This window comes from Streptomyces sp. NPDC101110 (assembly GCF_044759525.1).
Lineage (GTDB): Bacteria > Actinomycetota > Actinomycetes > Streptomycetales > Streptomycetaceae > Streptomyces.
On the sequence record NZ_JBIVZM010000002.1, the window covers coordinates 381,503 to 393,309 of the forward strand.

13 protein-coding genes are annotated in these 11,807 nt (G+C 72.7%); 5 read left to right on the forward strand and 8 right to left on the reverse strand.

Annotation, left to right across the window (positions count from 1 at the left end):
- Positions 1-31 precede the first annotated feature (31 nt).
- Positions 32-316 carry a DUF6332 family protein gene (locus tag ACIQU3_RS05125; protein ID WP_403727483.1) on the forward strand — a complete coding sequence of 95 codons (285 nt, stop codon included), beginning with the start codon at positions 32-34 and terminating at the stop codon, positions 314-316.
- Here the strand turns inward: ACIQU3_RS05125 and ACIQU3_RS05130 are convergent.
- The 3 genes from ACIQU3_RS05130 to ACIQU3_RS05140 form a co-directional block, all read right to left on the reverse strand.
- The gene (locus ACIQU3_RS05130; protein WP_403923390.1) at positions 277-942 is read right to left on the reverse strand and encodes a response regulator; all 666 of its coding nucleotides are present in this window, start codon (positions 940-942) and stop codon (positions 277-279) included. The two genes, ACIQU3_RS05125 and ACIQU3_RS05130, sit on opposite strands and share 40 nt — an antisense overlap.
- Positions 939-2,183: a sensor histidine kinase gene (locus ACIQU3_RS05135; RefSeq protein WP_403923392.1), complete on the reverse strand. Its 1,245-nt coding sequence runs from the start codon at positions 2,181-2,183 to the stop codon at positions 939-941. The genes ACIQU3_RS05130 and ACIQU3_RS05135 overlap by 4 nt, the downstream gene beginning before the upstream one ends.
- Positions 2,184-2,279: 96 nt before the next feature.
- Positions 2,280-2,972: a TetR/AcrR family transcriptional regulator gene (locus tag ACIQU3_RS05140; RefSeq protein ID WP_403727476.1), complete on the reverse strand. Its 693-nt coding sequence runs from the start codon at positions 2,970-2,972 to the stop codon at positions 2,280-2,282.
- A gap of 170 nt (positions 2,973-3,142) precedes the next feature.
- Here ACIQU3_RS05140 and ACIQU3_RS05145 point away from each other — a divergent pair, with 170 nt between their 5' ends.
- Positions 3,143-3,592: a nitroreductase family deazaflavin-dependent oxidoreductase gene (locus ACIQU3_RS05145; RefSeq protein ID WP_403727474.1), complete on the forward strand. Its 450-nt coding sequence runs from the start codon at positions 3,143-3,145 to the stop codon at positions 3,590-3,592.
- A 28-nt stretch (positions 3,593-3,620) separates the two neighbouring features.
- Here the strand turns inward: ACIQU3_RS05145 and ACIQU3_RS05150 are convergent, their stop codons facing one another.
- A complete protein-coding gene (locus ACIQU3_RS05150) occupies positions 3,621-4,886 on the reverse strand; it encodes a geranylgeranyl reductase family protein (protein ID WP_403727472.1) in 1,266 nt (421 codons plus the stop codon).
- Positions 4,887-5,077: 191 nt separating this feature from the next.
- On the opposite strand from ACIQU3_RS05150, the gene ACIQU3_RS05155 reads away from it, so the two are divergent.
- Complete coding sequence (locus ACIQU3_RS05155) at positions 5,078-6,433, forward strand: dipeptidase (RefSeq protein WP_403923394.1); 1,356 nt, start codon at positions 5,078-5,080, stop codon at positions 6,431-6,433.
- Between the two features lie 73 nt (positions 6,434-6,506).
- Here the strand turns inward: ACIQU3_RS05155 and ACIQU3_RS05160 are convergent, their stop codons facing one another.
- Positions 6,507-7,670 (reverse strand): epoxide hydrolase family protein, encoded by a 1,164-nt coding sequence (locus ACIQU3_RS05160; RefSeq protein ID WP_403923396.1) that lies wholly within the window; start codon positions 7,668-7,670, stop codon positions 6,507-6,509.
- A gap of 101 nt (positions 7,671-7,771) precedes the next feature.
- Between ACIQU3_RS05160 and ACIQU3_RS05165 the strand changes: the two genes are divergently transcribed.
- Together ACIQU3_RS05165 and argB are read left to right on the forward strand one after the other, a co-directional pair.
- A complete protein-coding gene (locus tag ACIQU3_RS05165) occupies positions 7,772-8,344 on the forward strand; it encodes a CGNR zinc finger domain-containing protein (protein WP_403727466.1) in 573 nt (190 codons plus the stop codon).
- Positions 8,345-8,674: 330 nt separating this feature from the next.
- Positions 8,675-9,457, forward strand: a complete 783-nt coding sequence (gene argB, locus ACIQU3_RS05170; RefSeq protein ID WP_403728258.1) for an acetylglutamate kinase — start codon at positions 8,675-8,677, stop codon at positions 9,455-9,457.
- Here the strand turns inward: argB and ACIQU3_RS05175 are convergent.
- From ACIQU3_RS05175 to ACIQU3_RS05185, 3 genes are read right to left on the reverse strand one after another with little or no spacing between them, the layout of a single operon-like run.
- Complete coding sequence (locus ACIQU3_RS05175; protein ID WP_403727464.1) at positions 9,444-9,968, reverse strand: GNAT family N-acetyltransferase; 525 nt, start codon at positions 9,966-9,968, stop codon at positions 9,444-9,446. The two genes, argB and ACIQU3_RS05175, sit on opposite strands and share 14 nt — an antisense overlap.
- 32 nt (positions 9,969-10,000) lie before the next feature.
- Positions 10,001-11,575, reverse strand: a complete 1,575-nt coding sequence (locus ACIQU3_RS05180; RefSeq protein WP_403923398.1) for an amidohydrolase — start codon at positions 11,573-11,575, stop codon at positions 10,001-10,003.
- Between the two features lie 7 nt (positions 11,576-11,582).
- Positions 11,583-11,795 carry an MbtH family protein gene (locus ACIQU3_RS05185; protein ID WP_403727459.1) on the reverse strand — a complete coding sequence of 71 codons (213 nt, stop codon included), beginning with the start codon at positions 11,793-11,795 and terminating at the stop codon, positions 11,583-11,585.
- Positions 11,796-11,807 lie beyond the last annotated feature (12 nt).

Genomic DNA, 11,807 nt, shown 5'->3' on the forward strand with positions numbered 1-11,807 from the left:
CCGCCGGGCGCCCTCCTGTTTGACTCGCCGTATGACCAGTCACGGGGGACGGCGGGGTCAGGCCGAACGGGACGCCGCCACCGTCGAGATCGGGTACGCGCTGTGCAGTGCGGCCTTCGCGGCGGCGGTGGTGTTCGGGGCCGTGGCCGGGCCCGCGTTGCTCTTCGACCTGCCCCGGGCCCCGGAGCGCCTGCTGCCGCAGGCCGGTCTGGTGCTCGCGCCGGTGCTCTTCGCCGCCCGGGTGGTCAGTGTGCTGGTCCGGTTCCGCAGGGCGGGTCAGCCCAGCCAGCCCGGCCGCACCAGTCCCGACTCGTAGGCAAGCACGACCAGTTGGGCGCGGTCGCGGGCGCCGAGCTTCACCATCGTGCGACTGACGTGCGTCTTGGCGGTGAGCGGGCTGACGACCAGGCGCCGGGCGATCTCCTCGTTGGACAGGCCCATCCCCACCAACGCCATCACCTCCCGCTCCCGCTCGGTGAGCCGGCCCAGCGCCGCGGCCTCGGCCGGTTCCTTGGAACGGGAGGCGAACTCGGAGATCAGCCGCCGCGTCACGCCCGGCGACAGCAGCGCGTCACCCGCGACCACCGCCCTGACCGCGCGCAGGAGTTCCTCCGGTTCGGTGTCCTTGACCAGGAAACCGGAGGCGCCACAGCGGAGCGACTCGAAGACGTACTCGTCGAGCTCGAAGGTGGTGAGCATGACGACCCTGACGTCCCGCAGGCCGGGGTCGTCGGTGATCTGCCGGGTCGCCGCCAGGCCGTCGAGGACGGGCATGCGGATGTCCATCAGGACGACGTCGGGCCGCAGTTCGCGGATCCGGCGCACGGCCTGCGCACCGTCGGCGGCCTCCGCGACCACCTCGATGTCGGGCTGTGCGTCGAGCAGCGCCCGGAACCCCGCCCTCACCAGCGACTGGTCGTCGGCGAGCAGTACGCGGATCACCGGTCCTCCTTCGTCCGTCGGGGAGCCGTGCCGGCGGACGCCGCCAGCGGAAGTACGGCGAGCACCCGGAACCCGCCGTCCGGGCGGGTGCCCGCCTCGATCGTGCCCCCCAGGGCGGCGGCGCGTTCCCGAATCCCGGCGAGCCCGTTGCCGCTGCCGCCCGCGTCGGTGCCGGTCGCCGGTCCGTCGTCGTCGACGCGCAGCCGGAGCAGGTCCCGTTCGTGCGTGAGGTGCACGCGCGCGTGCCGCGAACCCGAGTGCCGCACGACGTTGGTGAGGGCCTCCTGGACGATCCGGAAGGCGGCCAGGTCCGTGCCGGGGGCGAGGTGCGGCGGCCTGCCCTCGACGTCCACCGTGAGGCCCGCGCGCGCGGCCTGCTCGACCAGTTCGGGCAGCCGGTCCAGTCCGGGCGCGGGGGCGCGGGGCGCGGCGCCGGGGGCGCGCAGGGTGTCGAGCACCTGCCGCACCTCTCCGAGCGCCTCCTTGCTCTGGTCCTTGATCGTGGTGAGGGCGCCGCGAGCCTGCTCGGGGTCGCTGTCGAGCAGGGCGAGGCCGACCCCCGCCTGCACGTTGATGACGGAGATGCTGTGGGCGATGACGTCGTGCAGCTCCCGCGCGATGCGCAGCCGCTCCTCGTCGGCCCGCCGTCGTGCGGCCTCGGCCCGCCCGGCCCGCTCGCGGGCCCACTGCTCGCGCCGGACGCGGAACAGCTCCGACACCGCCGAGACGGCCACCACCCAGGTGGCGACCACGATCTCCTCACCCCAGGGGGCGGCGGGGTCCGCGGGCGGCGGCAGCCATCTGAAGAGCCAGTGCGCCACCAGGACGTGCCCGGCCCACAGCATGCCCATCGCGGCCCACGCCGCCCGGCGGTGCCCGGCGACGACGGCGCTGAAGCAGGCCAGGGCGACGGTGAACAGCACCGGCCCGTAGGGATTCCCGGCCCCCAGATAGACCATGACGGCGGCCGCCGTGCCGAACACCACGGCCACCGGATGGCGCTTGCGCCACAGCAGCGCCCCGCAGGCCACCACCAGCAGCGCCCGCGCGAAGAGGTCCGGCTCCGCCCGCTCGCCCTGCTGCCCATGGGCGGCGACATTCGAGCCCACCAGGACGAACACGGTCACGAGGACCGTGGACCGCCAGGGCCACCGGGGCTCACGCCCCTCCCTCCGCTCCCACCACGCGGGCCCGTGCCGCCACCACCGCGGCGGCCCTCTCCGCGCACGCTGCTCGTCCATACGGCCACGCTAGACGCCGCACTCCCGCCGCCGCGTCACCCCGGCGTGGTGATCGCACGTACTCCCCGGGGCGTACGCCCGCCGCGGGGTCGTGGCCTACGCGGGCCCGGGAACCAGTCCCACTCCCCGGGCGAGCTGTTCCGCCGCGTGCCGGAAGAACGTCTCCCGGTCCTCCACCACCCGGTTGAACTGGCCGAACAGCTCGAAGCCGACCAGTCCGTACAGTTGGGCCCACGCTGCGACGAGTGCCGTCACGGTCTCCGGCGGGAGGTCGGGTGCGAGGTCGGCGGCCATCCGTTCGGCCTCCGGGCGGAGGCCGGCCGGCAGCGCGGGCCGTTCGAGCCCCGGGCCCTCGTGGGCGTCGCGTGCGATGCCGATGAGCAGGAGGCCGACGCGTGCGGCGGCCGGGACGGTGGCGTCGGGCGCCGTGTAGCCGGGGACGGGCGATCCGTAGATCAGCGCGTACTCGTGCGGGTGGTCCAGCGCCCAGCCGCGTACCGCGGCGCAGACCGCGATCCAGCGTTCGCAGGGGTCGGCCTGAGCCTCGTGGGCCGCCTCGGCGCTCTCGCCCAGGGAGTCGTAGGCGTCGATGATGAGTGCGGTCAGCAGGTCGTCACGGCTGGGGAAGTAGCGGTACAGCGCGGAGGAGACCATGCCGAGCTCGCGGGCGACCGCCCGCAGGGAGAGCCGGGCGGCACCCTCCGCCGCGAGCTGTCTGCGGGCCTCGTCCTTGATGGCCGCCGTGACTTCGATCCTCGCCCGGGCACGGGCGCCGTGTGCGGTGCTCATGACGGGGAGTCTTCCACGAAAACAGAGCAGTGCACGCAAACGAGAGCGGTGAACGGAAACGAGATCAGTGCTCTTGCATGGCAGGCCGCCCTCGTGCAGACTGACGCCAGAAAGAGCGAGAGCAGTGCTCACAAAAGAGAGCACCGTTTCACCGCAGACGAGGGGACCCCATGTCCACGCACGTCCAGAAGCCCGGCTGGTTCACCGTCAACGTCTTCAACCGCTTCGTGGCCTGGCTGACCCGCCGCGGCATCAGCGTCTGGGGCTCCCGCGTCCTCGCCGTCCGCGGCCGCAAGAGCGGCCAGTGGCGCACCACACCGGTCAATCTGCTCACCCTGGACGGCAGGCAGTACCTGGTCGCCCCCCGCGGGCACGTGCAGTGGACGCACAACATGCGCGCCGCGGGCGGCGGCGAACTGCGCCTCGGCAAGCGGGTGGACGCCTTCACCGCGGCCGAGGTGGGCGACGACGACAAGACCCCGATCCTGCGCGCCTATCTCAAGCGCTGGAAGGCGGAGGTGGGGGTCTTCTTCGACGGCGTCGGCCCCGACTCCCCGGACGACCGGCTGCGCCGCATCGCACCCGACCACCCGGTCTTCGAGATCACGATGAAGGGGTGACCACGCGTGGATCACGGTGCCGGGCTGATCACGGCGCGGGGGGAGCCTCCGACCGGTCCGCCGAGCCGGCCTCACCACCGGCGGCCGGACGGCGGTCCAGCGCGGTGAGGGCCCGCTGGGCCACCGGGTACGTGCGGACGATCTCGCCCAGCGACGTCGACCCCTGCGTGATCTCCTTGAACGCCCTCCACGCCGGGCGGAGGCCCGTCAGCGCCGCGTGGAACAGCCCCGGCCGGCGCTCGAACACCGTCAGCAGCCGCTTGCCGACGCTCATCTCGACGCCGAGGCCGGCCTTGACCGCGAACGCGTAGTTGAGCGCCTGCCGACGCGTGTCCACCGCGTCGTGCGCCTCGGCGATGCGCACCGCCCACTCCCCCGCGAGCCGGCCGGACCGCAGCGCGAAGGAGATGCCCTCACGGGTCCACGGCTCCAGCAGTCCCGCGGCGTCCCCGCACACCAGCACCCGCCCGCGCGAGAGCGGGGAGTCGTCGGCGCGGCAGCGCGTCAAGTGCCCCGAGGAGATGCTCGGCTCGAATCCCGCGAGTCCCAGCCGGCCGATGAACTCCTCCAAGTACCGCTTCGTCGCGGCGCCTTCGCCCCGGGCCGAGATCACTCCGACCGTCAGGGTGTCGCCCTTGGGGAAGACCCAGCCGTAACTGCCGGGCATGGGGCCCCAGTCGATGAGCACCCGGCCCTTCCAGTCCTCCGCGACCGTGTCCGGTACCGGGATCTCCGCCTCCAGACCGAGATCGACCTGGTCCAGCTTCACTCCGACGTGCGCCCCTATCCGGCTGGCGCTGCCGTCCGCCCCGACGACGGCCCGCGCGAGCACGACCTCGCCGCCCTGCAGCACCACGGCGACCGTGCGCCGGTCCGGCACCACCGAGCCGTGCTGCTCGACCCGCTGGACCGTGACCCCCGTACGCAGCTCGGCGCCCGCCTTCTGCGCGTGCTCCACCAGTTGCTGGTCGAACTCGGGCCGGTTGATCAGCCCGAAGAGCATCTGCCGGGAGCGGCGCGTGCGCGTGAAGCGGCCGTTGCTGGAGAACGTCACCGCGTGCACCCGGTCCCTGAGCGGCAGCTCGAAGCCGGGCGGCAGGGCGTCGCGCGAGGGGCCGATGATGCCGCCGCCGCACGTCTTGTAGCGCGGCAGCTCCGCCTTCTCCAGCAACAGCACACGTCTGCCGGCCACCGCCGCCGCGTACGCGGCCGAAGCGCCCGCGGGTCCCGCGCCCACCACGACGACGTCCCAGACCTGCCGCACGTCGTCCGCCGAAGTGTTCTCGCTGCTCACGATGGTCTGTTGCTCCCGATCAAAGCCGCCTGCCGCTGTCTCCCGCATCCTACGGCGGCGGTCACCGCAGGCCGCTGTGGGAGGATCGGCGGCGTGGGTGGCCCTTACACGGGGACGCGCCCGCGCCACACGATCATGCGTACCGAGAAGGTACGCATCCTTACAACGTCGCACCCACGAGGAGCGTGCCCATGTCGTCGAATCCGGTCGCCGAGACCGTCGCCTCGCTGATGCCCAGGGCGAAGGAGGAGCTCACCGAACTGGTGGCCTTCCGGTCGGTGGCGGACTTCGACCAGTTCCCGCGCAGTGAGAGCGAGGGCGCCGCCCGCTGGGTCGCCGACGCGCTCACCGCCGAGGGCTTCGAGGACGTGGCCCTGCTGGACACCCCCGACGGCACACAGTCGGTCTACGGCTACCTGCCCGGCCCCGAGGGCGCGAAGACCGTCCTGCTCTACGCCCACTACGACGTGCAGCCTCCGCTGGACGAGGCCGCCTGGACGACCCCGCCCTTCGAGCTGACCGAACGGGACGGGCGCTGGTACGGGCGGGGGGCCGCCGACTGCAAGGGCGGCCTGGTCATGCACCTGCTGGCGCTGCGCGCGCTGAAGGCGAACGGCGGCGTGCCCGTCCACGTGAAGGTGATCGCCGAGGGCTCGGAGGAGATGGGCACCGGCGGTCTGGAGCGGTACGCCGAGGAGCACCCCGGTCTCCTGGAGGCGGACACGATCGTCATCGGCGACGCGGGCAACTTCCGCGTCGGCCTGCCGACCGTCACCTCCACCCTGCGCGGCATGACCATGCTGCGCCTCCAGGTGGACACGCTCGCGGGCAATCTGCACTCCGGCCAGTTCGGAGGTGCCGCGCCGGACGCGCTGGCCGCGCTGATCCGCGTGCTGGACTCGCTGCGCGCCGAGGACGGCTCGACGACCGTCGAGGGGCTCGCGGCCGACGCGGACTGGGAAGGGCTGAGTTACGACGAGGAGCAGTTCCGGCAGGACGCCAAGGTGCTGGACGGGGTCGGGCTGATCGGGTCCGGGACGGTCGCCGACCGCATCTGGGCGCGCCCCGCCGTCACGGTCCTCGGCATCGACTGCCCGCCGGTGGTCGGCGCCACCCCGTCGGTGCAGGCCGGTGCCCGCGCGCTGATCAGTCTGCGGGTGCCGCCGGGCGTGGACGCGGGCGAGGCGACCAAGCTGCTCCAGGCGCACCTGGAGTCGCACACGCCGTGGGGGGCGCGGGTGAGCACCGAGCAGGTCGGCCAGGGCCAGGCGTTCCGCGCCGACACCACCAGCCCGGCGTACCAGGCCATGGCGGCCGCGATGGCCGTGGCCTACCCGGGTCAGGAGATGCAGTACGCGGGGCAGGGCGGTTCCATCCCGCTGTGCAACACGCTGGCCGCCCTCTACCCGCGTGCGGAGATCCTGCTCATCGGGCTGAGCGAGCCGGAGGCGCAGATCCACGCCGTGAACGAGAGCGTGTCCCCGGAGGAACTGGAGCGGCTGTCGGTGGCGGAGGCCCTGTTCCTGCGCAACTACGCGGCGAGCTGACCGCTCTGCCCCAGCAGAAGGCCCCCGTCCGCGGACGGGGGCCTTTCCTGCGGCCGCACCGTTGCGGCCGTGTTCACCGGCCGGCGGCCAGCACGTCCGCGAGGCCTTCCCGCAGATCCCTGACGAAGTACCCGGGGACCTCCAGCGACGGGAAGTGTCCCCCGGCTTCGGGAGTCCTCCATCGGACGATCCGCCGGTACCGCTCCTGCGCCCAGGCGCGCGGGCACTTCTCGATGTCGCGGGGATACACGGTGATCGCCGACGGGACGTCGACCCGCAGACCGGGGTCGAGCGAAAGGTGACTCTCGTAGTAGATACGGGCCGCCGACGCGCCGGTCCGGGTCAGCCAGTAGAGCGTGACGTCGTCGAGAACGCGATCCCGGGAGATCCTCTCGAACGGGCTGTCCTCGGTGTCCGTCCACTCGGCGAACTTGTCGAGGATCCAGGCGAGCAGCCCGACCGGTGAGTCGACGAGCGAGTAGCCGATGGTCTGCGGCCGGGTCGCCTGCTGCTTCGCGTACGCCGCGTGCCGGCCCCAGAAGTCGCGGGTCTCCTCGGTCCATGCCCGCTCGGCAGCCGTCAGGCCGTCCGTGGACAACCCGGGCGGTGCCTGCGCGGTGGTCGTGTGGATGCCGAGGACGTGCGCCGGGAACCTGCCGCCGAGGACGGTGGTGATCACACCTCCCCAGTCACCGCCGTGGGCCACGAACTCGTCGTAGCCGAGCCTTCCCATCAGTTCCACCCAAGCGGCGGCGATCTTCTCGATCCCCCACCCGGTGGTGGCCGGCTTGTCGCTGTAGCCGAAGCCCGGCAACGACGGGGCCACGACGTGGAACGCCGGCGTGGCCGGATCGTCCGGATCCGCCAGCTCGTCCACCACGTCGACGAACTCGGCGACGCTGCCCGGCCAGCCGTGCGTCAAGATCAGCGCGGTGGCGTCCGCGCGCGTTGACCGGCGGTGCAGGAAGTGGATTCCCAGGCCGTCGACGGTCGTGCGGAACTGGCCGATTCGTTCGAGGCGCGCCTCGAACGAGCGCCAGTCGTACCCGGTGCGCCAGTGGTTCACGACATCGACGAGATCGGCCAGAGGAACACCCTGCGCCCATCGGCGACGGCCGGGCGCCGCGCGGGCGACCGTCTCGGCTTCCGGCAGCCGCGCCGCGGCCAGTCGCGCGCGCAGGTCTTCGAGGTCGGCGTCGGATGCGCGGATTTCACATGCGTGCACGTCGCCGGACATGGGACCTCCTGGTCGTCGCGGGGCCGGCCGGGATGTCGCGAACCGGCTAAGACGGTTCTAACAAGTTCTGGCGGCGGCACGCAACCAGCTAAGGTGGTTCCATGCATGCCCGGTTCCCGGACTTCCGTCTCGGCAAGGTGCTGGCGACCAGCTTCACGGCGACCCTCACGGAGCGGTGCGGCGACGCCGTGGAACGCGTTCCCACGCCGCAGCGACTCGTCGACTGGCTCGCGGTGAACGGCCTCGCGGTGGAGTCCTGCACCACCGCGCAGCTCGAACTCGCCCGGGAACTGAGGGAATCGATCCACGCCGCCCTGTCGGCGGCCGCGGTCCGGGACCCCCTCCCCGTGTCCGCTGTCCGAGTCATCAACGACCGAAGCACCGCGGGCCGGGCCGCGGCCGTCCTGACGCCCGGGAACAAGCGGGAATGGCGACTCGGCTCGGCTTCCCCCGTGGAGGACGCCCTGAGCGTCATCGCGGCCGACGCGATCAGCATCCTCGCAGGCGAACGGGACGGAAAGCTGGCCTTGTGCGCGTCGCCGACCTGCCGTGCCGCCTTCTTCGACACCAGTCAGAGCCGTACCCGCAAGTGGTGCGAAATGAATACGTGCGGCAACCGCCAGAAGAAGGCACGCTACGCCGACAAACACAAGAGGGCCGGGTCGGCGAAGTAGTCGGCAGTGGGCGGGGAGCGCGGTGGCGCGGCCACGAAGGCGTGCGGAGGCACTTCGGGGCCGAGCCTGCTGCACCCGTCCTCGAGCAGGATTGGCGGCACTCTCCGCACCACGGATGCTTTTGCGCCAAGATCCCGCGCCCAACCGCCAACTGAGGTAAGCCTAAGCTAAATTGAGGTCCCTGGCCCGGGCCTGCCCGGCCCCGCCGTGAAACGGAGTGACCGCGTGACCGTGACCGCCCCCCGAGAAGGGGATCCGTCCGCCCCGGCACTTCTCTCTCCCGAGGAGCGACGGGGACAGGTCGTCGTCGTGAAGTTCGGCGGCAACGCCATGGTGGACGCGGATCTCCAACTGACCTTCGCCCGGGACGTCGTGGAGCTGTGGCACGCGGGCCTGCGTCCGGTCGTCGTGCACGGCGGCGGGCCGCAGATCAGCGCGATGCTGGACCGGCTCGGCCTGGAGAGCCGCTTCGAGGCGGGGCTGCGGGTGACCACACCCGAAACCATGGACGTGGTGCGCATGGTGCTGACGGGGCGCGTCCAGCGGGAGCTGGTCGGTCACATCAACGCCCACGGCCCCTACGCGGTGGGTCTCACGGGGGAGGACGCGCACACGATGACCGCCGTGCGGCGGACGGCCCGGGTGGACGGCAGGGCGGTGGACATCGGTCTCGTCGGTGACGTGGTGGACGTCAATCCGGCCATGGTGCGCGCCCTGGTGGAACAGGGGCACATTCCCGTCGTCTCCCCCGTCGCACGCGGCGCGGACGGACAGGTCTACAACGTGAACGCGGACCTGGCGGCCGCGGCCCTCGCCGTGGCCCTCGGCGCCGAGCGGCTGGTGATGCTGACCGACGTGGCGGGGCTGTACGCGGACTGGCCGCGCAGCACCGAGGTGATCGGCCGGCTGACGGCCCGTGCCCTGGACGGTCTGCTGCCCGGGCTGGCCGGCGGGATGGTGCCGAAGATGGAGGGCTGTCTGCGGGCCGTCCGCGGCGGGGTGCGCGCGGCGCACGTGGTGGACGGGCGTGTGCCGCACGCGGTGCTGCGCAGTGCGCTCACCGGGACGGGACCGGGTACCACGGTGGTGCCCGACGTGGTCACCACGTCCTGATCAGGACCTGCGCACCGCGCCGCGGATCGAGGGACTCCGCCCAGGTGCGCGGCGCCTGACGAGCCGTCGTGCGCGTGAACCCGTAGCGCAGGAACAGTCCGGCACTCGTGGTGGTCGCCGTGAACAGGGCGTCGAGCGAGTGGGCCCGTGCGGTGGCCAGCACGGCGCGTAAGAGACTCGCTCCCGCCCCGCTCCCCTGCCGGTGCTCCGCCACGCAGAAGTTGTAGACGACGCCCGGGCGTTCGCATGCGCCGCGTCCCGCGCCCCCGGGATACGCGCGCAGGCCCACGCAGCCGTCGACTGTGCCGTCGGCGGCTTCGAGCACCAGGAAGTCGGCCGCCCGGGCGGTGTAGAGGGAGACGGGGCGGTCGCGCAGCGCGCCCGAGCGTACGAAGGGGCCGGACAGGGCGGCCAGGGCGGCGGCCTCGTCCGGACGGGCGGTGCGCACGGGGGGTGCCGGTGCGACACGGGCGTGCGGCAGCGCGGCGGGGCGCGGCATGGCCGTGGACAAGGGGTTCCTTCCCTCAGGTGTCGGACCGGGGGTCAGCCGCGCGGACGGACCGGGCGGCCGTCCAGGTACGCCTGAACGACCTCGATGTCGCCGATGCGCGAGGTGTCGACCCGCCGGGGGTCGTCGGCGAGGACGACCAGGTCGGCGAGTTTGCCCGGGGTGAGGCTGCCCAGACGGTCCTCCCAGTGGCAGGCGTGGGCGCCGGCCACGGTGTACGCGTGCAGGGCCTCGTCGACGGTGACGGCCTCGCCCGGACCGATGAGCCGCCCGGAGGCGGAAGCACGTTCGACCATGAACTGGACGGCGCGCAGGGGCGATCCGTCGGCGACCGGCCGGTCGGAGCTGCCGACCAGGGGGATGCCGTGGTCCAGGAAGGCCCTGCCCCGGTACATCCAGGGCGCCCTCTCCGCACCCATGACCGAGGCGTAGTCGTCGCCGAAGTACCGCAGGAAGGCGGGCTGGACGACCGCGCTGACACCGAGTCGCGCGAGGCGCGGCAGCTGGTCGGGGCGGATCAGCCCGGCGTGTTCGATGCGGTGGCGTGCATCGGGGCGGGGCCGCAGACGCCGGGCGCGCTCGATCGCGTCCAGGGCGAGGTCGGCCGCCCGGTCACCGATCGCGTGCACGGCGAGCTGCCAGCCGCCCAGGTGCCCGTCCACGATCAGCTGCGTGAGGACCTCAGGGTCGTCCTGCAGCTGCCCGGCGTGGTCGAGCCCTTCGTAGGGGCTGGTGAGTGCGGCCGTACGGGCCATCATTCCGCCGTCGGTCCAGATCTTCAGCGCGCCCACGCGGAGCCGGTCGTCGCCGAACCCGGTGCGCAGGCCGAGGTCGAGGGCGCGCGGGATGCCGTCGGCTCGGTGCGCGGCGACCGGGCGCAGCCGGTCTGCCGACACCATGAGCTGTACGCGCAGCGGCAACAGGTCCTTGTCGCGGGCGAGTTGGTACGCGCCGAGTTCGACGGGACTGTGGCCGAAGAGAGCGCCGCCGATACCCGCTTCGGCGCAGGCGGTGACGCCTTCGGCGAGGCAGGTGCGGGCCGCGCGGCCGATGGCCTCGGCCAGGTCCTCCTGGGAGTACGGAAGCCGCAGGGCGCGGGCGGCGCCCATGGCCCGCTCGGCGAGGAAGCCGTTGTCGTGCGGGGTGCCGGTGGGCAGCAGGTCCAGCACCGGGGTGTTGACCACGCAGCCGTGGCCGGAGTCGTGGAGCAGGTAGAGCTTGCGTCCCGCACTGACCCGGTCCAGGTCGGGGGCCGTCAGGTGGCGGCCCAGCGCCCGCTGGTCGTAGCCGGCGATGCTCACCCAGTCGCCGGGTGCGCGGGTGTGGGCGACGGCCTCGGCCACGACGGCGAGCACGTCGTCGACGCGGGTCAGGCCGGCGATGTTCGGGGTGTTCTGCTTGTACCCCGTCCAGGCGAGGTGGACATGGGCGTCGATGAACCCCGGCAGCACCGTGGCGCCCTGGAGGTCGACGACCTCCCGGGCGGGCAGGGAGGTCGCGGCCTCGTCCAGGCCTGCGATCCGGCCCTGCCATATGCCCAGGTCGTGCGCGACCGGATGGCCCGGATCCATGGTGAGGAAACGGGCATTGGTCAGCCTGGTGCACAGCATCGGCGGATCAGGCGTCCTGGGCCGTGGCAAGGGACCGGGGGCGCAGGTCCGTCCAGTGGGTCTCGACGTACTCCAGGCAGGCCTCGCGGGTGTTCTCGGCGAAGGCGATCGTCCACCCCCCGGGCACGTCGGCGAAGGACGGCCAGAGGGAGTGCTGGCCCTCGTCGTTCACCAGGACCAGGAAACGGCCTTCGTTGTCGTCGAAGGGGTTGGTGCTCATGCGTACTGCCTC

Excerpts from the sequence above, each read along its gene's own strand:
- ACIQU3_RS05140 (WP_403727476.1), bottom strand. The coding sequence starts at position 2,972 with ATGAGCACCGCACACGGCGCCCGTGCCCGGGCGAGGATCGAAGTCACG.
- ACIQU3_RS05160 (WP_403923396.1), bottom strand. The coding sequence starts at position 7,670 with ATGTCCGGCGACGTGCACGCATGTGAAATCCGCGCATCCGACGCCGAC.
- ACIQU3_RS05135 (WP_403923392.1), bottom strand. The coding sequence starts at position 2,183 with ATGGACGAGCAGCGTGCGCGGAGAGGGCCGCCGCGGTGGTGGCGGCAC.
- argB (WP_403728258.1), top strand. The coding sequence starts at position 8,675 with ATGGTGGACGCGGATCTCCAACTGACCTTCGCCCGGGACGTCGTGGAG.
- ACIQU3_RS05145 (WP_403727474.1), top strand. The coding sequence starts at position 3,143 with ATGTCCACGCACGTCCAGAAGCCCGGCTGGTTCACCGTCAACGTCTTC.
- ACIQU3_RS05185 (WP_403727459.1), bottom strand. The coding sequence starts at position 11,795 with ATGAGCACCAACCCCTTCGACGACAACGAAGGCCGTTTCCTGGTCCTG.
- ACIQU3_RS05125 (WP_403727483.1), top strand. The coding sequence starts at position 32 with ATGACCAGTCACGGGGGACGGCGGGGTCAGGCCGAACGGGACGCCGCC.
- ACIQU3_RS05165 (WP_403727466.1), top strand. The coding sequence starts at position 7,772 with ATGCATGCCCGGTTCCCGGACTTCCGTCTCGGCAAGGTGCTGGCGACC.
- ACIQU3_RS05180 (WP_403923398.1), bottom strand. The coding sequence starts at position 11,575 with ATGCTGTGCACCAGGCTGACCAATGCCCGTTTCCTCACCATGGATCCG.
- ACIQU3_RS05155 (WP_403923394.1), top strand. The coding sequence starts at position 5,078 with ATGTCGTCGAATCCGGTCGCCGAGACCGTCGCCTCGCTGATGCCCAGG.